The organism is Paracoccus shandongensis (genome assembly GCF_017315735.1).
Taxonomy (GTDB): Bacteria; Pseudomonadota; Alphaproteobacteria; order Rhodobacterales; family Rhodobacteraceae; genus Paracoccus; species Paracoccus shandongensis.
The window spans coordinates 14,557-34,974 of the sequence record NZ_JAFLRK010000018.1 but is presented as its reverse complement, the minus strand read 5'-3'; the positions used below and the strand labels follow the sequence as shown (position 1 = coordinate 34,974).

Genomic DNA, 20,418 nt, shown 5'->3' with positions numbered 1-20,418 from the left:
GCGTAGCAGTTGGCGCAACACGCTGCTGGACAGAGGAGGCCCGCATGACCCCCCGGATGGTGCTGGAAGGCATCTATACCCCGCTGATCACGCCCTTCTACGCCGACGGGTCGTTCGACCTGGACGCCTTGGCCGAGCTGATCGAGCGCCTGATCGGCGCGGGCGTCCACGGCCTGATCTCGGGCGGGTCCACGGGCGAGAACTATGCCGAGACGGTGGACGAACGGCTGGACCTGGCGCGCTTCATCACGGAACGCACGGCGGGCCGGGTGCCGGTGATCGTCGGCACCGGGGCGATGCGCACGCCCGACAGCATCGCGCTGGCGCAGGGTGCGCGGGACATGGGCGCGGATGCGATCCTGCTGGGCACGCCGCCCTATTCGGTGCCGACCGATCAGGAAAACGCGCTGAACGCGCTGGCCATCGACCGGGCCTGCGGGTTGCCGATCATCCTTTACAACTATCCCGGCCGGATGGGGGTCGAGATGGGGCGCGACTTCCTGGACCGCGTGGGCCGGTCGAAAAACGTGATCGGCATCAAGGAAAGCTCGGGCGACATCAACCGGGTGCATCTGCTGGCGCGCGATTATCCGCATGTCCAGATGTCCTGCGGCATGGACGACCAGGCGCTGGAATTCTTTGCCTGGGGCGCGCGCAGCTGGATCTGCGCAGGGTCCAATTTCCTGCCCGGGGAACATATCGCGCTGTATCGGGCGTGCGCGGTGGAAGGCGACTTCGACAAGGGCCGCCGCATCATGTCGGCGATGCTGCCCTTGATGCGGGTGCTGGAACAGGGCGGCAAGTTCATCCAGTGCGTCAAGCACGGGGTCGAGGTCACCGGCCTGCGCGCCGGTCCGATGCGCCCCCCGCTGAAGGGTCTGAACAAGGATGAAAAGCGCGCGCTGGAACAGGTGATCCGCACGCTGAAAACCACCGTCAAGGCGATCACGGAAGGCAACGAAAGATGAGCGATCTTCTGACCACTCAGGAATACAAGGCCATCGCCGCATCGCTGGTGCTGCCGCAGAACGCCTTCATCGACGGCACCTTCCGCCCCGCGATCGGCGGCAAGACCTTCACCACCACCAACCCCGCCACCGGCGAGGCGCTGACCGAGGTCGCCGCCTGCGGTGCCGCAGACGTGGAGCTGGCCGTGGAAAAGGCCCGCGAGGCCTTCGAAGATGGCCGCTGGTCGCGCATCCACCCGGCCGAGCGCAAGGAAGTCCTCATAAAGCTCGCCAGGCTGATGGAGCGGAACGCGCGTGAACTTGCGGTGCTGGAAAGCCTCGACGCGGGCAAGACCATCTATGACTGCGAAACCGTGGACGTGCCGGAAACGATCCATGTGATCCGGTGGCACGCCGAACTGATCGACAAGATCTATGACCAGGTGGCGCCTGCGTCGGACAACCACATCGCCATGATCGTCCGCGAACCCGTGGGCGTCGTGGGCTTGGTGCTGCCCTGGAACTTTCCCCTTCTGATGCTGGCCTGGAAGATCGGCCCGGCTTTGGCCGCCGGGTGTTCCGTGGTGGTCAAGCCCGCCGCCGAAACGTCGCTGACCGCGTTGCGTGTGGCCGAACTGGCCGCCGAGGCCGGGCTGCCGCGCGGCGTGCTGAACGTCGTGACCGGATCGGGGGCGGACGTGGGCGAGCCGCTGGGCCGCCATCCCGACGTGGACATGGTCAGCTTCACCGGGTCCACCGTGACGGGCCGCCGCTTCCTGCATTATTCGGCGGACAGCAACCTCAAGGAGGTCGTGCTGGAACTGGGCGGCAAGAACCCCTGCATCGTGCTGGACGATGCCGAGGATCTGGACGCGGTCGCCGCCCATGTCGTGAACGGCGCCTTCTGGAACATGGGGCAGAACTGTTCCGCCGGATCGCGCCTGATCGTGCATCGCGACATCCAGGATGCGCTGATGGAACGGATCACCGCGCACGCCCACGAATGGATCCTGGGCGATCCGCTGGATCCGCAGGTGCGCGTCGGCGCCCTGGTCAGCCCCGCGCATTTCGACAAGGTTTCCAGCTACTTGGAAGCGGCGCAGGGCGAAAAGATCCTGCTGGGCGGCAAGTCCCCCGCCAAGGGTTTCATCGAACCGACCATCGTCCAGACCGCGCGCGATTCCAAGCTGGCGGTCGAGGAAATCTTCGGCCCCATCCTGGCCGTGATCCCCGTGAACAGCTTCGAGGAAGCCATTGCGGTCGCCAACGACACCGAATACGGGCTTGCCGCGTCTATCTTTACCGCCAACGGCAAGCGGGCGCTGCGCGGCGCGCGGATGCTGCGGGCGGGCACCGTCACCGTGAACAGCTTTGGCGAGGGCGACATTTCCACCCCCTTCGGCGGCTACAAGCAGTCGGGCTTTGGCGGGCGCGACAACGGGGTCCATGCCCATGACCAATATACCCAGCTGAAGACCATCTGGCTGGATCTGACCGACCATTCGGACGCAGGCGTGGACTGATGGCCCGGCACGACGCCAGCCGCACCCCGGTCTTCAACGGCCCCGCCGGGTGGGCCGCGATCCTGCCCCCCGTCCCGCCTCGCGCGCGGCTGGAAGGGCAGGCGGGCTGCGACATCGCCATCATCGGCGGCGGCTTCGCGGGCCTCTCCGCCGCGCGGCGGCTGCGCCAGATCGACCCCCGCCTGGACATCGCCATCCTGGACGCCGCGCGGATTTCCGAAGGCGGCACCGGGCGCAATTCCGGCTTCATGATCGACCTGCCGCACGAGCTGACTTCGGGCGATTACGCGGGCGCGGGGGACAGCCACGACCGGCAACTAACCCGGCTGAACCGGCAGGCCATCGACTTCGCGGACGAGGCCGTGGGGGAATACGGCATCCCCCCGGGCTATTTCCAGCGCACGGGCAAGATCAACGCCGCGGCCTCGAAGCCGGGGATCCAGGGCAACATCCACTATGCCGCCCATCTGCGCGAACTGGGCGAACCGCACGAGATGCTGGACGCGCAGCAGATGCGCGAGATCACCGGCAGCAGCTACTACAAGGGGGGCCTCTACACCCCCGGCACGGCGATGCTGCAACCGGCGGGCTATGTGCAGGGCCTTGCCGCCGGGCTGGAACGGGACGGCGTGCGGATCTACGAGAACTCTCCGGTGCTGCGCATCGAAAGCGGCAACGGCTGGAGCCTGGCGACCGAGCGGGGCGAGATCCGCGCGCCCCGGGTCATCATGGCCAACAACGGCCACCTGGAAAGCTTCGGCTTCAAGCGCGGGCGGCTGATGCATGTGATGCTGAACGCCTGCATGACCGCCGAACTGCCGCCCGAGGCCATCCGCGCCCTTGGCGGGCAGGACTGCTGGGGGGCCACGCCCGCCGACCCGATGGGCACCACCGTGCGCCGCATCGGTCCCGCGCAGGGCGGCAACCGCATCGTGATCCGGCAAGGCGGATATTACCGGCCCGCCATGCAGACCAGCGCGGGCGACCTGGCGCGCACCGTGCGGGCGATGCGCCGCAAATTCGACGCGCGCTTCCCGATGCTGAAGGGCATCCGCTTTGAACATGCCTGGTCGGGGCATTTGTGCCTGGCGCGCAACAACGTCTCGGTCATGCGCGAACTGGAACCGGGGCTTTACGCGGCCTGCGTCCAGAACGGCCTGGGCACCGCGCGGGGCACGCTGACCGGCATTGGTGCTGCGGAACTGGCGACCGGCAACACCAGCGACATCACCGCCTTCTTCACCGCCGAGGCCGAACCCGTGCGCCTGCCGCCCCATCCCTTCGACACCATCGGCGCCAACGCCTATATGCGCTGGAAAGAATGGCGATCCCGGCTAGAATGATCCCCCGTCACCAGGGGGATCCCGCCGCCATGCCGCCGATCAAGCGCCGCTACCTGCCCTCGCTTGGGTCTTTCGCGACCTTCGAGGTGGCGGCCAAGCATCTCAGCTTCACGCTGGCGGCGCGCGAGTTGAACGTGACGCAGGGCGCGATCAGCCAGCAGGTGCGGTTGCTGGAACGCGCGCTTGGCGTGGATCTGTTCATCCGCCGCCACAACGCGCTGGAACTGACGCCCGAAGGAATCAGCCTGGCCGCCGCCGTCAGCGAGGGGCTGGACACGATCAGCGCCGCCGTTTCCGTCGTGGCGGGGGATGACGGGCCGGAAACCATCACGGTTTCCGCCACCGACGGCATGGCCAGTTTCTGGCTGAAGCCGCTGATCGACAGCTTCCGCCAGACCCACCCCGAGATCGGCTTCGTCGTGCTGGCCTCCGACGCCGACGACACCCTGCGCCACTATTCCGAGGTGGACCTGTCCATCATCTGCGGCAACGAACGCTGCGAGGTGGGCGAGGAACTGCATTTCCTGTTCCCCGAGGTGGCCCATCCCGTCTGCACCCCGGCCTTCCTGGCGGAACACGGCCCCTTCGACGACGCGGACAGCCTGAACCGCGTGAACCTGCTGCACCTGCACGACCGCCACTGGTCGGCGGACGCGATCGGCTGGCAGCCCTTGGGCTGGAAGGAATGGTTCCGGGCGCAGGGGGCAAGTTGGGCCGGGGCGCCCTCCAGCCTGTCCACGAACAAGGTCAACCTGCTGATGGCCGCGACCCTTGCGGGCGAAGGCGTGATGCTGGGCTGGCAGCACATGGTCCGCGCGCCGATCCGCGAGGGCCGGCTGGTGCTGGCCCATCCCGGCCCCCTGACCATCGGGCGGGGCAATTTCCTCAACGGGCGGCAGAAATCGCTGAAGCGGCCCGGCGTGGCGGCCTTTGTCGATCACATGCTGGCCTCGCTGAAGCCGTGACCCCTGCGCTAGAATTTCTAATGCAGCGGTGCAGGATATTCTCGTTTGCCCCAGCGGCAACCGATATCGGATAACTGCGGGCAGCCGGGACCGGGAATCCCGGCCGGGGAAAGCCAAGGGGTGTCCCCGATCACCAGACAACCAGCAAACGGGCCGGATCCCGCCCGCTGCGCCTTGCGCGGCGCCGGATGGTCACGGCCCGACGACTGGACACACAGAGAGGATATCATGCGCAGGATTTTCAACGCGATCATGGCCGGGACCGTCGCCCTGGGGCTGGCCGCCCCGGCGATGGCGCAGGACGACAAGACCATCCTTATGGGCACGATGTCCTGGGAAGACCTGACCCCCATCACCGGCATCGCCAAAAAGGTCGTGGAGGACAAGGGCTTCACCGTCGAGGTGACCGAGTTTTCCGAATGGGGCATCGCCTATGCCGCGCTGGCCAAGGGCGATGTCCAGATCATGGCCTCGCAGACGGATTATGTCGCGCATGACTATTGGCAGCGCAACAAGAACCGGCTGGAAAAGATCGCGCCGGTGTCGCACGGCCTTTACCAGGGCATCGCGGTGCCGAAATATGTTCCCATCGATTCCATCGAGCAGCTGAACGAGAACGCCGACAGGTTCGGCGGCAAGATCGTGGGCATCGAGCCGGGATCGGGCCTGATGCGCGACACCGCGAATGCCCTGTCCGAATACGGGCTGGATCTGCACCTGGTCGAGGGCAGCACCGCCGCCATGACCGCCGCGCTGAAGGCCGCGACCGACCGCCAGGAATGGATCGCCGTCACCATCTGGGATCCGTCCTGGATGTCGCAGAAATTCGACATCAAGTATCTGGCCGATCCCAAGGGCGTCTTCCCGCCCCCGCAAAGCTATTACTGGATCGGGCAGGACGGCTTTTCCGCCGCCAACCCCGAGGCGCGGGAAATCCTGGCCAGCGTCTATGTCCCCCTGGCCGACATCACCGCGATCAACGCCGCCGTGAACGACGGCAAGACCATGGACGAGGCGATCGCCGACTGGATCGCCGCCCATGCCGACCTGGTCGAACGCTGGAGCAACATCAAGGCTTATTGACACCGGCCGGGCGGACCCAATGCCGCCCGGTTTTTCGCCAACAAGAACAACAGGGTGGATATGGAAAGCAACGAGGTTCTGATCGACTGCCAGTCGGTCTGGAAGGTCTTCGGCGAACGCTCGCGCGAGGCGATCCGGTCTATCGCCGAACGCGGCCTGACCAAGCGGGACATCTTGGGGGAATACAACTGCGTGGTCGGCGTGTCCGACGCGACGCTTCAGGTCCGCCGGGGCGAGATCTTCTGCATCATGGGCTTGTCGGGCAGCGGCAAATCGACCCTGATCCGGCTGCTCAATCGCCTGATCGAACCCAGCCTCGGCCGGGTGCTTGTCAAGGGCCGCGATCTTTCCACGCTGAACGCGGGCGCCCTGCGCGAAACCCGCGCCCGCCATATCGGCATGGTGTTCCAGTCGGTCGCCCTTCTGCCGCAGCGCACGGTGCTGGAAAACGCGGCCTTCGGGTTGGAAGTCCAGGGCGTGGGGCGCGACGAACGCAACCGCGCGGCGGAAGCCTCGCTGGCCAAGGTGGGCCTGTCCGACTGGAAGAACCGCTATCCGCGCGAGCTCTCGGGCGGGATGCAGCAGCGGGTGGGCCTGGCCCGCGCGCTGACCTCGGACCCCGAGATCATCCTGATGGACGAACCCTTTTCTGCGCTGGACCCGCTGATCCGGCGGCAGTTGCAGGACGAATTCCGCCAGCTGACCAAGGATCTGGGCAAGTCCGCCGTCTTCATCACCCACGACCTGGACGAGGCGATCCGCATCGGCGACCGCATCGCCATCATGAAGGACGGCGTCATCATCCAGGAAGGCACCGCCGAACAGATCGTGATGAACCCCGCCGACCAGTATGTCGCGGATTTCGTCGCGGGCATTTCCCGCCTGCACCTGGTCAAGGCCCATTCGGTGATGATCCCGGTCGATCAATGGCGCCTGCAATCGCATGGCGCCTCGCCTGACGGGCTGCCCCATTGCTCGCCCGAGGCGGACATAGACGCGCTGATCGGCACCATCACCGGCACCGGCAGCGACGCCATCGCCATTGCCGATGGCGGCAGCATCGTCGGCGTCGTCACCACGCGCAGCCTGCTGCTGGGCGTCCGGGGCGAGCCTGAAATCCGCGCGGCGGCGTAAGGGGGCGGGATGGAAAGTTTCGTCACCACCTTCGACAGCGTGGTCGATGACGCGCTGTTCTGGCTGTCCGACCACGCCGCCTTTGTCTTCGACGCCGTCCGCCTGGTGCTGGAAGGGTTGTATGACGGCGTCTTGTGGCTGCTGATGCTGCCGCCCTTCTGGGCCGTGGCGGTCATCGCCGGGCTGATCGGCTGGCGCGCGCTGTCCTGGGGCTTCGGCATCGGCGGCGCGGTGGCCCTGGCCGCCTGCGCCGCCATGGGCCTGTGGGGGGAAACCATGCAGACCCTGGCCCTGGTCGTCGCGGCCAGCGTGATCGCGCTGGCGATCAGCCTGCCCCTGGGGGTGCTGGCCGGGCTGATGCCGCGGCTCGACCGTGCGCTGACACCGGCGCTGGACCTGGTCCAGACCCTGCCGCCCTATATCTATTTGCTGCCCGCCATCGCGCTGCTGGGCTTTGGCCCGGCCACCGCCCTGGTCGCCACCGTGATCGTGGCCGTGCCGCCCGCCATCCGCCTGACCAGCTTGGGCATCCGCCAGACCCCTGGCGAGTTCCTGGAACTGGGCCAAGCCGTCGGCGCCAGCCGCGCGCAGATGTTCTGGAAGATCCGGCTGCCCTTTGCCGTGCCCTCGATCATGGCGGGCATCAACCAGAGCCTGATGATGGCCTTCGGCATGGTGGTCATCGCGGGCATTGTCGGATCGGGCGGCCTGGGCGAGACGATCTATGGCGCGATCCGCACGCTGGACATCGCGACCTCGATCAACGCCTCCACCGCCATCGTGGTGCTGACCATGCTTCTGGACCGCCTGACCCAGGCCGCAGCAAGGAGATCGTGATGGAGTTCAATCCCGGCGCAGTCCTCGCCCCCGTGATCGACTGGCTGAACGCGAATTTCCACGGCGTCTTTGCCCTGATCACCCGCGTGATCGAAGGGGTTCTGGGCGGCTTGGAGGCCGCCCTGCTGGTCCTGCCCGCCTTTGCCGTGATCGCCATCGTGGTCATGGCGGCCTTCTTCGCGGCAGGGTTGCGGGTCGCGGCCCTCGCCGCGCCATGCCTCGGCTTCTGCTGGATCGCCGGGCTGTGGGAGGCCTCCATGCAGACCATTGCCCTGGTTGTCGTGGCCGTAGCCATTGCGGTGGCGGTGGCCTTTCCGCTGGGGATCCTCGCTGCCCGCCGCGCCTCGGTCGAACGGGCGTTGCGTCCGGTCCTCGACGTGATGCAGACGGTGCCGCCCTGGGTTTACCTGATCCCGGCGGTGATGATCTTCAGCCTGGGCCGCGTGCCCGCGATCATCGCCACCATCGTTTACGGCATCCCGCCAATGCTGCGCCTGACCACGCTGGCCTTCCGCGGGGTTCCGAACGACCTGAAGGAACTGGGCCAAGCCATTGGCGCGAAACCCCGAACGATCCTGTGGAAGATCGAACTGCCCGCCGCCAAGCCCACGCTGCTGGTCGGGTTGAACCAGTGCATCCTGCTGTCGCTGGCGATGGTCGTGCTGGCGGGCCTGGTCGGCGCCGGGGGCCTCGGGGCCGAGGTCACGCGCGGGTTGACCCGGATGGAGATGGGCCTTGGCCTGCGCGCGGGCCTTGCCATCGTGGCGGTCGCGATCCTGGTGGACCGGCTGACGCGCGGGGCGCTGGAACGCAAGCCGCACGTGGGGTGAGGGTTGCCACCAGAGACGGTGCAGCCCCATGACCACGAAAGGTCCGGCGGTTCAGGTGGATAGGGCGCGACGTGGCAAAGGCGATGGCCTTCGCCAAGGCAATCAAAGCGGCCCCTATCCCGCGCGGTGGCAATAAAGCGGGCCGCCGCTGAAACGGGCCAAAGCCCCCTGGTCCATTCCGCATCCGGCGAAGGCCCGCAGGTCGATGCCTTCCGCGCGGCCCTGGCCCGCAGCGGCATGGACCCTGCCACCGCCAACCGCCGCATCGGGGAATCGCTGGGCCGCATCCTGGACAGGACGCTGCGGGCCACGGGCGTCCGGCGGGCGGTGATCTCGGGCGGGGACACATCGGGGCACGGGATGCGGCAGCTTGGGCTGTCGGCGCTGGTGGCGAAGGCCCCCACCATTCCCGGCGCGGCCTTGTGCCAGGCTTTTGGAACCGGCCCGCATGACGGCTTGGACATTGCGCTGAAAGGGGGCCAGATGGGGTCCGAGGATTACTTCGGCTGGATCCGCGACGGCGGCGGGCCACAGAAATCGGGGAAGGGGACAGCATGACCGACCGCATCCGCGTCATCTATCGCATCGAAACCCCCGGGAGCGTCGAGGCGGTGGCCCAAAAGGTCGCCGCCGACCAGTCCACCGGCACCTTCACCGACCTGCCCGGGGAAACCGAGGCGCTGAAGGCCCGCTACGCCGCCCGCGTCGAACGCATCGTCCCGCTGCCCGACACGGACAGCCCCGGTTTCCTGACGGACGCCCCCGGCCCCTTCCACCGCGCCGATGTGACGATTGCCTGGCCGCTGGACGCCATCGGCACCGACATCGCCGCGCTGATGACGATCACCGTGGGCGGCGTTTATGCCATCCGCGGGCTGACCGGCGTGCGGGTCATGGATTTCGACCTGCCGCCCGCCTTCGCCTGCCATCCCGGACCGCAATTCGGCATCAGCGGGTCGCGCCGCCTGATGGGGGTGGCGGAAGGTCCGATGATCGCGTCCATCATCAAGCCATCCTTGGGCCTGTCGCCCGAGGAGACCGCGCAGGTCGTCCAGACCCTGTGCGAGGCGGGCGTCGATTTCATCAAGGACGACGAAAAGCTGATGTCGCCCGGCTATTCGTCGCTGGCCGCGCGGGTCGATGCGATCATGCCGGTGATCCAGCGCCATGCCGACCGGACGGGGAAAAAGGTGATGTATGCCTTTGGCATCTCGTCCGCCGACCCCGACCAGATGATGCGCAACCATGACCATGTGGTGTCCTGGGGCGGCAATGCGGCGGTGGTCAACATCAACTCCATCGGTCCCGGCGGCATGGCATTCCTGCGCAAGCGGTCGCAGCTTTGCCTGCACGCGCACCGCAACGGCTGGGACATCCTGACCCGCCACCCCGCCCTGGGGATGGAGTTCCGGGCCTATCAGAAGATCTGGCGCCTGCTGGGCGTGGACCAGTTCCAGATCAACGGCATAAGGGCCAAATACTGGGAACCCGACGACAGCTTTGTCCAGTCTTTCCATGACGTGATGACGCCGATCTTTTCCGACGCGGACCGGCCCCTGCCGGTGGTCTGTTCGGGCCAATGGGGCGGGCAGGCGGTGGAAACCTTTCAGCGCACCGGCCGCACGCTGGACCTGATGTATCTGGGCGGCGGCGGCATCCACGGCCATCCGAACGGTCCCGCGGCAGGGGTCCGCGCCATCCGCCGGGCATGGCAAGCGGCGGCGGCGGGCGAGACGTTGCAGGATGCCGCGAAGGATCACCCCGATCTGGCGGCCTCGCTGGCGGCATGGGGACCGAAAACTGACAAAGATCAATGAAACTCTTTGCGGGGCCTGACGGTTATCCAGTGCCCTTTTTACTGGATGGCCCCATATGCCCGGTTGGATCGTTGCGATTTCCGATTTCTGCTCGCAGATCCCGCCCAGCATTCCGCAATCCCCCGCCGACCCCGGCTTCTGGACCGCAAGCACGCCGCCCACGGCCCGCAGGCGGCCCGACAGGGTCGATGTGATCGGCGGCTATCTGGAACGCCTGCCCCTGTCCGCCGTCGCCGCGGGCCTGGTCGATCACGCCGAGATCTGGAGCTTTGCGGGCCGCGACGGCGACAGCGACCGCGACAGGGGCCGCCCGGACGGCACGCCCGATCCCCTGAACCCCGCCCTGACCCGGCGCGTGTTCCGGGCCGACGGTCCCGCACCCCATGCCTCGGCCGAGGCGGTGGAGTTCATCCGCACCGTCGGCGCGCCGGATATCCTGTGTGTCTGGGGGCTTGGCGTCGATGCGGCGCTGCTGGATGCCTGCGCCACGTCGCTGAAGATCTACAATTCCATCGACGCGCCCGCCCTGCGGATCCCCGATGATCTGGCCGCGCGCTTCGACCTGTTCCTGACCGGGGCCGACTGGCAGTCGCAGGAAATCGAGGCCCGCCTGCCCGGCGCCCGCACGCTGGTGCTGCCCATCGGTCCCGCCTTCGCCTCGGGCGAGACGTTCTTTCCCACGGGCGCGGACAAGGACCGCGACGTGGTTTATGTGGCCTGCGCGCAGCCTTACAAGCGCCACGACATCCTGTTCGACGCCATGGCCCGCCGCCCCGGCACGCGCGGGCTGCTGGTGGTGGGCTATGGCCACCAGGCGGACGAGTTCCGTGACCGCGCCGCCCGCGACGGGCTGGACCTGGAGATCGTGGGCCCGCCCGGCGTTCCCTTTGACGAGGTGAACCGCCAGATCAACCGCGCCCGCGTGGGCGTGGTCTGCGGCGTCGATGATGGGGCGCCCGCGATCCTGACCGAATACCAGCTGGCGGGCCTGCCGGTGCTGGCCAATGCGCGGCTGTCCTGCGGCTTGCAGTTCGTCACGCCGGACACCGGCGTCGTTGCCCATGAGGGGGCCGAGTTTGCCGAGGCCCTGGACATGCTGCTGCGCGATTACGCCCGCTATGCGCCGCGCGATGCCGCGCTGGCCCGCTGGGGCTGGCAGCCCAGCATGGCCGTGCTAAGCCGGGAACTGACCGAAATCCGCAATGCAAGGATGGTGCCATGAACGACGTGAACCCCCTGTCCCCCCTTGCACTTGCGATCCGCCCCGCGCTGATCTGCTTTTCGCACCTGCGTTGGGATTTCGTGCTGCAACGCCCCCAGCACCTGATGCAGCGTTTCGCCGCCGATTACCGCCTGTTCTTCTGGGAGGAGGCGATCCCCACCGACCACCACCTGCCCTATCTGGAATTCCACGCCTTCGAGGGCACGACCGTCCAGGCGATCCGCCCCCGCGTCCCCGCCCGCTGGTCGCCCGAGGACCAGGCGCGCGCCTTGTCGGGCTTGCTGGACCAGATGATGGGGCTGGCGGGCATCCACCGCCCGGTCCTGTGGTTCTATACGCCGATGATGTGGCCCATCGCCGCCCATGTGGACGCGGCGGCCGTGGTCTATGACTGCATGGACGAGCTGTCGGCCTTCCGCTTTGCGCCCCCGGACCTGGCCGCGAATGAAACCGCGCTGATGGCCGCGGCGGATGTGGTCTTCACCGGCGGCCATTCGATCTACGAGGCGAAAGCCGACCGGCACGCCAACATTCATCCCTTTCCGTCGGCGGTCGATACGGCGCATTTCGCCCGCGCGCGCGCCGGGCTGGCGGAACCGGGCGACCAGGCGGGCCTGCCCCGTCCGCGCTTGGGCTATTACGGGGTGATTGACGAACGGCTGGACCTGGGCCTGATCGCGGCGCTGGCCCGCGCCCATCCCGACTGGTCGGTCGTGATGATCGGCCCCCTGGCCAAGATCGCCCCCGAGGATCTGCCCCGCGCGCCCAACATCCACTGGCTGGGCCAGCGCGGCTATGACCAGTTGCCCGCCTATCTGTCGGGATGGGACGTGGCGCTGATGCCATTCGCCATGAACGAGGCCACGCGCTTCATTTCCCCCACCAAGACGCCGGAATACCTGGCGGGCGGCGTGCAGGTGGTGTCCACCCCCGTACGCGACGTGGTGCGCCAGTATGGCGGCCTGTCCGCCGTGCGGATCGCGGCGGATGCCGACGCTTTCATCCGCGCCTGCGAGGATGCCTTGGCCGCGCGCCACCGGACGCAATGGCACGACGATGCCGACCGGATGCTGGCCGATCTCAGCTGGGACAGCACGTTTCAGCGGATGCAGGTGCATCTGGACCGGGTCTTGGGCAAGCATCCGCCCTCGGCCTCGGTCGTGAAGCTGCCGGTGCCGCCGGTGCTGCGCGGCGCGAAACGGCACGACGTGACGATCTGCGGCGCGGGCTTCGCGGGATCGGTGCTAGCGCGCCAGTTCGCGGAAGCGTCGGGCAAGCGCGTGCTGGTGGTGGACAAGCGCCCCCATGTCGCGGGCAATGCCTTCGACTGCCTGGACGAGGCGGGCGTCCTGATCCACCGCTACGGCCCGCATATCTTCCACACCAACAGCGACGACGTGTTCGCCTGGCTGAGCCGCTTCACCGAATGGCGCCCTTATGAACACCGCGTGCTGGCGCGGGTGGGCGACAAGTCGGTGCCCATGCCCATCAACCGCACGACGCTGAACGCGCTTTACGGCCTGGACATGCAGTCCGAGGCCGAGGCCGAGGCGTTCCTTGCCCGCCAGGCGCAGCCGGTCAAGGACATCCGCACCTCCCGCGACGTGGTGATAAATGCCGTCGGGACAGAGCTTTACGAGACCTTCTTCCAGGGCTACACCCGCAAGCAATGGGGGCTTGACCCCTCGCAGCTGGACAAGTCCGTGACGGCGCGCGTGCCGACACGAACCAACACCGACGACCGCTATTTCACGGACAAGCATCAGGCCATGCCCCGAGAGGGTTACACCCGCATGTTCGAGCGGATTCTGGACCATCCGGGGATCGAGCTTGCGCTTGGCACCGATTTCCACGACCTGGACGCCGCCGACAGGGGCAGGCTGGTCGTCTATACCGGACCCATCGACGCCTATTTCGGCCACCGCTTCGGCACGCTGCCCTATCGCAGCCTGCGCTTCCGGCACGAAACGCTGGACCAGCCGCAGTTCCAGCCCGTGGGCGTCGTCAACTATCCGGCCGAGGACGTGCCCCACACCCGCATCACCGAATACAAGCACCTGACCGGGCAGGTCCACGCCAAGACCTCGATCAGCTATGAATATCCGTCGGCCGAGGGGGATCCCTATTACCCGATCCCGCGCCCGGAAAACCAGGCGCTGTTCCGCCGCTATGACGCGCTGGCGGCGGCAGAACCGGGCGTGATCTTCGCGGGACGGCTGGGCAGCTATCGGTACTACAACATGGACCAGGTGGTGGGTCAGGCGCTGGCGATCCACCGGCGGCTGACGGCGCGCCAGCCTGCGGCGGACGCGGCGGTTCCCCTGGCATGATGGCGTGATGCGCTGCCTTCTGGTGACAGACAGCCCCGAGCCGTCGGGGGTGGGCGAACACATGCTGACCCTGGCCCGCGCCCTGCCGCCCGGCATGGCGTCCCTGGGCTTTCCCGACCACGCGGCGGGCCGCGCGCTGGTCCGGCGCGCCCGGGCCATGGGCCTGCCCGCGCAGGTCTTTGCCCTGGCCGATGCCCAACGCTTCGTGGCCGCCAGCCCCGCGCGCCTTGTCCATGTCCATGCGGGCATCGGCTGGGAAGGCCACGGCCTTGTGGCCGCAGCCCTGCGCGCGGGCCGGGCGGTGGTGCGCACCGAACACCTGCCCTGGCTTTTGACCGATGCGGGGCAGGTGGCCGATTATGCCCGGGCCAGCCGGGGCCTGGATGCGGTGATCGCGGTTTCGGACGCGGGGGCTGCGGGCTGGCGCGCGGCGCTTGCGGGCATGGGGCGCAGGGTGCCGGTCCATGCGGTTCCGAACGGCACGGCTGCGTTGCCCGCGCGGCACCGGGGCGGGGACGGGCTGGCGATGCTCTGCGTCGGCCGCTTCGCCCCGCAAAAGCTGCACCGCACGCTGCTGGTGGCGCTGGCCCGCCTGCATCGGCGCGGGATTGCGGCGCGGCTGGATCTGGTGGGGCAGGGAACCGGCAAGGCCCGGCTGCGCCACTGGGCCGCCCGGCTGGGGCTGGCCGATGCGGTCCGCTTCCTGGGCCGGCGCGACGACGTGCCCGCGCTGATGGCCGCGTCCGACCTGCTGGTCCTGCCATCCGGTTTCGAGGGGCTGCCCCTTGTCGCGCTGGAGGCGATGTCCCTCGGCCTGCCCGTGGTCGCCACCCGCGTGACCGGATCGGCCGAGGCGCTTGGCCCCGATCACCCCTGGCTGGTGCCGCCGCGCCGGTCGCGGCCCCTGGCCGATGCGATGGCCAGGGCGTTGACCGACGATGCCGCCCGCGCCATCGTGGCGCGCAGCGGCCAGGCCCGCTGGCGCAGGCATTTCACCGCCGACCGCATGGCGGCGGACACTTTGCAGATTTACCGCCGCGTGTTGCGGCAGCGTGGAGAGGATGGAATGCAAAAGACAAGGCTGGGCTTCATCGGCGCGGGCGGCATCGCGCACCGCCATTTCGGCGTGCTGCGCACCATGGAGGACGTGGAGATCGCCGCCCTCTGCGATCCCGACGAGGCCCGCGCCCGGCAGGCGGCCGAGGCCACCGGCGCCAAGGCCTATCCCGACCACGAGGCGATGCTGGCCGCCGAGGATCTGGACGCCGTCTTCATCTGCGTCCCGCCCTTCGCCCATGGCGCCCCCGAACGCGCCTGCCTTGCGCGCGGCCTGCCCTTCTTCGTCGAAAAGCCCCTGTCGCTGGACATCGCCCTGGCCGAGGAGATCGCAGCCGCCGTCGAGAAGGCGGGCCTTGTCACCGCCGTCGGATACCACTGGCGCTACCTGGACACGATGGACGAGGCGCGCGGGCACCTTGCCCAGAACGCCCCGCACCTGATCCAGGGCTTCTGGCTGGACCAGACCCCGCCCCCGCAATGGTGGTGGGACAGCGACCGCAGCGGCGGGCAGGTGGTGGAACAGGCCACCCATGTGATCGACGCCGCGCGTTTCCTTGCGGGCGACGTGACCGAGGTCTTCGGCATGGCCGCCCATCGCGACCGCGCGGATTTCCAGGGCCTGACCGTGCCCACCGCGACGGCGGCCACGCTGCGCTTTGCCAGCGGGGCCATCGCCAACCTGTCGGCCACCTGCCTGTTGCGCTGGAACCATCGCGTCGGCCTGCATGTCTTTGCCGACGGCATGGCGCTGGAGATCAGCGACCACGACATCATGGTGGACGTGGGCCGGGGCCGCCCTGTCCGCCACGCCCAGGGCGATCCCGTCTGGCGCGAGGACCGCGACTTCATTGAGGCCGTCCAGGGCCGGGAAAACCGCATCCGCTGCCCTTACGGCGAGGCCCTGATGACCCACCGCGTGGCCCTTGCGGTTGCGCAATCCGCCCGCGACGGCGCCCTTGTGAAGATGGAGGGGCTGCGGGCTGACCCGCAGCCCATCTTTCGTCCGTCCCCTGCGCCGGATGCCAACCATGCCGCATGAGCATCGCCACATCCGGTCCCTGGGCATCGAGCGCCCGTTTGAGCCCTATTTCTTCGGCTATGACGAAGGCCCGGCGGGCGAGGGGCAGGTGCGGCTGGACCTGATGTACACCGGCCTGTCGGCGGGGACCGAACTGACCTTCCTGAAAGGCAGCAACCCTTATCTGCACAGCCGCTGGGACGACGGGCAGGGCCTGTTCATCCCCGGAGAGCCATCGGCCCGTTTCCCCGTCAACTTCCTGGGCTACATGGAGGTGGCGCGCGTCATCGACGCCCGCGCGCCGGGGTTCCAGAACGGTGACGTGCTGGCCACCACCTTCGGCCACAAGACCGGCCACACCGCGAACCCTGCTCATGACCTGCTGCTGAAGCTGCCCTGGGGGATGGACCCGATCCTGGGCATCTTCGTCGCGCAGATGGGCCCCATCGCCGCCAACGGCATCCTGCACGCCGATGCCGACCAGTTCGGCGCGGCGGTCCCCTTCCTGGGCGCGGGGGTCGAGGGGCGCCCGGTCCTGGTCTGGGGCGGCGGCACGGTGGGCCTGTTCTGCGCGCTGTTCGCCCGCCAGGGCGGGGCGTCGGAAATCGTGGTGGTGGATCCGTCGCCCTTCCGGCAGGACATCGCCCGCCGCATGGGCTTTGTCGCCATGGGCGAGGACGAGGCCGTGCGTTACGCGAAATCCGCCTGGCACCACAAGGTCGGCGGGCGCGGCGCGGAATACGTGTTCCAGACCCGCGCGCGGTCCGACAGCCTCAACCGCTGCCTGCAGGCCCTGCGCCCGCAGGGGACGGTGATCGACCTGGCCTTCTACCAGGGCGGCATGGACGGCGCGCGGTTCGGAGAGGAGTTCCACCACAACGGCCTTGCCATCCGCTGCGCGCAGATCAACCGGATGCCCCGGCAGGTCGCCCATGCCTGGGACCAGCGGCGGCTGGCGCAGGAAACGCTGCGGCTGTTGCAGGCCGAGGGCGACGGGATCCGGCAGCACATGATCACCCATGTCGTGCCCTATGACGACGCCCCGGCCTTTCTGCGGCACCTGGTGGCCGAGCGTCCCGATTTCCTCCAGATCGTGTTCGATGCATCATGAACGCCGACGACACCCTGGCCTGGGGGATCATTCCCCCCGACGCCTTCCCGCTGCCCCACCCGGACCATGCGCTGATCCGCATCACCTTTGTCATGGCCTGGCTGGTCGTAGGTGGCGAGGAAACGGAAATCCGCCTGCTGGCGCGCAACCTGCCGCGCGACCGTTACCGCATCACCGTCATCCCCTGCTTCCGCAAGGAGGGGATGCCCCACCAGACCCATGAACAACTGGCCGACCTGGGCGTGCATGTCGATACCACCCCCTATGGCCTGGGGTTCGAGGACACCATCGACTATCTGCGCCGCAAGCTGGCGGGGGCCGATGTGGTCGTGTCCTGCCAGGACGTGGCCGACATCTATCCCGCGCTGGAACGCATGGCGCTGCGCCCGCCGCTTATCGAGCATGGCGGGCTGGTGCGCGAGGCGCTGTCGGGCCCCAAGCACTTCACCACCCGCTATGTCGGCGTCTGCGACAGCATCCGGGCGGCGGCGGCATCCAGGATGCCCGACCGGCCGGGGGACGCGCTGGAAATCCCGTCCATGGTGGACCTAGACGAGTTCCGCCCCGAACGGCGCGACGGGATGCGCGCGGCCCTGGGCATCGCGCCGGACGAGATCCTGATCGGCTGGGTGGGCCGCCTGGACCGCAAGAAGCGGGTCGAGGATTTCATCGCCGCCGCCCTGCGCATCACCGACCCCCGCACCCGCTTCGTGATCGTCGGCGGTCCCGACGCCTTCATGCCGGAATACGAACACGAACTGCGCCACATGGCCCAACCGCTGGGCCACCGCATCATCTTCACCGGCGACCGCAAGGACGTGCCCGACCTGATGGCCGCCATGGACATCTTCTGCTGGCTGTCGCGCGGCGAAGGGATGCCCCATGTCATCGCCGAGGCCGGGGCGGCGGGCCTGCCGGTCATCGCCACCGCCGACAACGGATCGATGGAACAGATCCGGGACGGCATCAGCGGGCTGTTCGTGCCCCATGAAGACCCGGCCGCCGTGGCCGCTGCGATGGAACGCCTGCTGGCCGATGCCCCCCTGCGCGCGCGGCTTGGCGGCGCCCTGCGCGCCCATGTCCATGCCAGCTATTCCGCGCAGGTCGTGGTGCCGCAATGGCGGGCGCTGATCGACCGGGTGCTGGCCGAACGCAAGCCCGCACCGCCGCCCGCCACCTTTGACAGCTTTGTCCTGGGGGGATGGGAATCCTCGACCCACCGGCTGCGCAACGGGCGGCGGCTGGACCTGATCGAGGCCGTGGGCCACCACGCCCATGCCGCGCAGGATTACCGGCAGCTTGCAGGCCTTGGCATCACCGCCTGCCGCGACGGGGTGCGCTGGCACCTGGTGGAACCCGAACCGGGCCGCTTTGATTTCTCCAGCCTGACGCCGATGATGCGGGCCGCGCGCGACACCGGCACGCAGGTCATTTGGGATCTGCTGCATTACGGCTGGCCCGACGACCTGGACATCTGGGGCGCGGCTTTCGTGGACCGCTTCGCCAAGCTGGCCCGCGCCGTGGCCCTGCACCACCGCGAGATCACGGACGCCGTCCCCTTCTGGTGCCCGGTGAACGAGATCAGCTTCTTCGCCTGGGCCGGGGGCGACGCGCAATACCTCAACCCCTTCGCCGCGCATCGGGGGTATGAACTGAAATGCCAGCTTGCCCGCGCCTCCATCGCCGCGATGCACGAATTGCGCGCCGTGGATCCGCGCGCGCGTTTCGTCCATGCCGAACCCCTGCTGGCGATTCACCACGATCCACATAACGGCAGGCCGTTGTGGGAAGCGCATGGCTATCACGACGCGCAGTTCCAGGCCTTCGAGCTGATCATGGGCCGCATGTGGCCGCAGCTTGGCGGCGATCCGTGCTTCCTGGATATCGTCGGCGTCAACTATTACTGGAACAACCAGTGGATCCACGGCGGCCCGCCCATCGACATGGACCATCCCTGGTATCGCCCCCTATCCGACCTGCTGGTCGAGGTCGCGGCGCGATACGACCGCCCCCTGATGATCGCGGAAACCGGCACCGAGGGCGCGCGCCGCGCATCCTGGTTCGCCTATATCCGGGACGAGGTCGCCCGCGCCCGGGACCGCGGCGTCCCCGTCGAGGGGATCTGCCTTTACCCCATCGCCAACCATCCCGGATGGGACGACGACCGGCTGTGCCCCAACGGGCTTCTGGGCCATGACCCGTCTGGCGGGATGCGGTCGGTGGAATGGCCCCTGGCCCAGGAAATCGCCCGCCGCCCCTGGGCGGCCGAGTAGCGGCGGGCCCCGGGAACCCGGCCCGTCCCAAGCCGTTCGTTTCAAACGGATGGCGGAGGCGGCGATGGCACCCAGGGCAAGCTGGAAGGGATTTCTGAAGGTCGGAGAGGTCAGTTGCGCGGTCGGCCTCTATACCGCCGCGTCCACATCGGAACGCATCGCCTTTCACACGCTGAACCGCAAGACCGGCAACCGCCTGCAACGCGTCTTCGTGGACAGCGAGACGGGCAAGCCGGTCGAACGCGACGACCAGGTCAAGGGATACGAGATCGGATCGGGCGACTATGTGATGCTGGACGCGGGTGAGGTCGCATCCGCCGTGCCCGACAGCGACAAGACCCTATCCATCACCGCCTTCATCGGCTGCGACGACATCGACGACCTGTATTTCGACAAGCCCTATTACATCGCCCCCGTGGACGAGGGCGCGGTCGAGGCCTTTGCCCTGATCCGCGACGGGATGCGCGCGAAAAAGGTCGCGGCGCTGGCCCAGACGGTGCTGTTCCGCCGCGTCCGCACGGTCCTGATCCGCGCGCATGAGGACGGGCTGATCGGCACCACGCTGAACTTCGACTACGAGGTGCGCAACCCCGCCGAGGTCTTCGCCGACTTGCCCGACATCCAGATCGAGGGCGAGATGCTGGATCTGGCCGAACACATCATCAAGACCAAGCGCGGCAAGTTCGACCCCCGCGATTTCGACGACCGCTACGAGGCAGCCCTGGCCGAACTGGTCAAGGCCAAGATCGAGGGCCGGACCATCCAGCCCCGCAAGGAGCCCGAGCCCGAGGTGCCCGTGGACCTGATGGCCGCCCTGCGCGAAAGCGCGGCCATGGCCAAGCCCGCGCGCCGCACGACCAAGCCGCGCGGCGGCGCCAAGCCCAAGGCGCCCACCCGCCCGTCCGCGCGCAAGAAGGCCAGCTAGG

15 protein-coding genes and 1 pseudogene are annotated in these 20,418 nt (G+C 68.2%); all 16 read left to right on the top strand.

From position 1 onward, the window contains the following. Nucleotides 1-44 precede the first annotated feature (44 nt). The 16 genes and pseudogenes from JX613_RS12105 (at nucleotide 45) to ku (ending at nucleotide 20,417) form a co-directional block, all read left to right on the top strand. On the top strand, nucleotides 45-968 hold the full coding sequence (locus JX613_RS12105) for a dihydrodipicolinate synthase family protein (protein ID WP_419538831.1): 924 nt from the start codon (nucleotides 45-47) through the stop codon (nucleotides 966-968). After that, nucleotides 965-2,470, top strand: a complete 1,506-nt coding sequence (locus JX613_RS12100; RefSeq protein ID WP_207101717.1) for an aldehyde dehydrogenase — start codon at nucleotides 965-967, stop codon at nucleotides 2,468-2,470. The genes JX613_RS12105 and JX613_RS12100 overlap by 4 nt, the downstream gene beginning before the upstream one ends. Beyond that, nucleotides 2,470-3,813: an NAD(P)/FAD-dependent oxidoreductase gene (locus tag JX613_RS12095; RefSeq protein WP_207101716.1), complete on the top strand. Its 1,344-nt coding sequence runs from the start codon at nucleotides 2,470-2,472 to the stop codon at nucleotides 3,811-3,813. The genes JX613_RS12100 and JX613_RS12095 overlap by 1 nt, the downstream gene beginning before the upstream one ends. After that, nucleotides 3,810-4,778: a LysR substrate-binding domain-containing protein gene (locus JX613_RS12090; protein ID WP_237168535.1), complete on the top strand. Its 969-nt coding sequence runs from the start codon at nucleotides 3,810-3,812 to the stop codon at nucleotides 4,776-4,778. The genes JX613_RS12095 and JX613_RS12090 overlap by 4 nt, the downstream gene beginning before the upstream one ends. A gap of 228 nt (nucleotides 4,779-5,006) precedes the next feature. After that, complete coding sequence (locus JX613_RS12085) at nucleotides 5,007-5,861, top strand: glycine betaine ABC transporter substrate-binding protein (RefSeq protein ID WP_207101715.1); 855 nt, start codon at nucleotides 5,007-5,009, stop codon at nucleotides 5,859-5,861. Nucleotides 5,862-5,921: 60 nt separating this feature from the next. Then, on the top strand, nucleotides 5,922-6,995 hold the full coding sequence (locus JX613_RS12080; protein ID WP_207101752.1) for a quaternary amine ABC transporter ATP-binding protein: 1,074 nt from the start codon (nucleotides 5,922-5,924) through the stop codon (nucleotides 6,993-6,995). 9 nt (nucleotides 6,996-7,004) lie between these two features. After that, nucleotides 7,005-7,832, top strand: coding sequence for an ABC transporter permease (locus JX613_RS12075; RefSeq protein ID WP_207101714.1), 828 nt, complete (start codon nucleotides 7,005-7,007; stop codon nucleotides 7,830-7,832). Next, nucleotides 7,832-8,662, top strand: a complete 831-nt coding sequence (locus JX613_RS12070) for an ABC transporter permease (protein ID WP_207101713.1) — start codon at nucleotides 7,832-7,834, stop codon at nucleotides 8,660-8,662. Before JX613_RS12075 ends, JX613_RS12070 begins: the two co-directional genes overlap by 1 nt. Before the next feature lie 120 nt (nucleotides 8,663-8,782). Continuing rightward, nucleotides 8,783-9,220 (top strand): annotated as a pseudogene (locus JX613_RS12065) (nucleotide-binding domain containing protein); the annotation flags it as partial. Next, nucleotides 9,217-10,479, top strand: coding sequence for a 3-oxo-isoapionate-4-phosphate decarboxylase OiaX (gene oiaX, locus JX613_RS12060; protein ID WP_207101711.1), 1,263 nt, complete (start codon nucleotides 9,217-9,219; stop codon nucleotides 10,477-10,479). The pseudogene JX613_RS12065 and the gene oiaX, both read left to right, overlap by 4 nt. A gap of 55 nt (nucleotides 10,480-10,534) precedes the next feature. Then, the gene (locus tag JX613_RS12055; protein ID WP_207101710.1) at nucleotides 10,535-11,701 is read left to right on the top strand and encodes a glycosyltransferase; all 1,167 of its coding nucleotides are present in this window, start codon (nucleotides 10,535-10,537) and stop codon (nucleotides 11,699-11,701) included. Continuing rightward, on the top strand, nucleotides 11,698-14,031 hold the full coding sequence (gene glf / locus JX613_RS12050) for a UDP-galactopyranose mutase (RefSeq protein WP_207101709.1): 2,334 nt from the start codon (nucleotides 11,698-11,700) through the stop codon (nucleotides 14,029-14,031). Before JX613_RS12055 ends, glf begins: the two co-directional genes overlap by 4 nt. 7 nt (nucleotides 14,032-14,038) lie before the next feature. Beyond that, a complete protein-coding gene (locus JX613_RS20185) occupies nucleotides 14,039-16,129 on the top strand; it encodes a glycosyltransferase (protein ID WP_207101708.1) in 2,091 nt (696 codons plus the stop codon). Further along, the gene (locus JX613_RS12040; protein WP_207101707.1) at nucleotides 16,119-17,219 is read left to right on the top strand and encodes a zinc-dependent alcohol dehydrogenase; all 1,101 of its coding nucleotides are present in this window, start codon (nucleotides 16,119-16,121) and stop codon (nucleotides 17,217-17,219) included. Before JX613_RS20185 ends, JX613_RS12040 begins: the two co-directional genes overlap by 11 nt. Then, a complete protein-coding gene (locus JX613_RS12035; protein WP_207101706.1) occupies nucleotides 17,216-19,492 on the top strand; it encodes a glycosyltransferase family 4 protein in 2,277 nt (758 codons plus the stop codon). Before JX613_RS12040 ends, JX613_RS12035 begins: the two co-directional genes overlap by 4 nt. Before the next feature lie 64 nt (nucleotides 19,493-19,556). Further along, complete coding sequence (ku, locus tag JX613_RS12030) at nucleotides 19,557-20,417, top strand: non-homologous end joining protein Ku (RefSeq protein WP_207101705.1); 861 nt, start codon at nucleotides 19,557-19,559, stop codon at nucleotides 20,415-20,417. The last annotated feature ends 1 nt before the right edge of the window (nucleotide 20,418 follow it).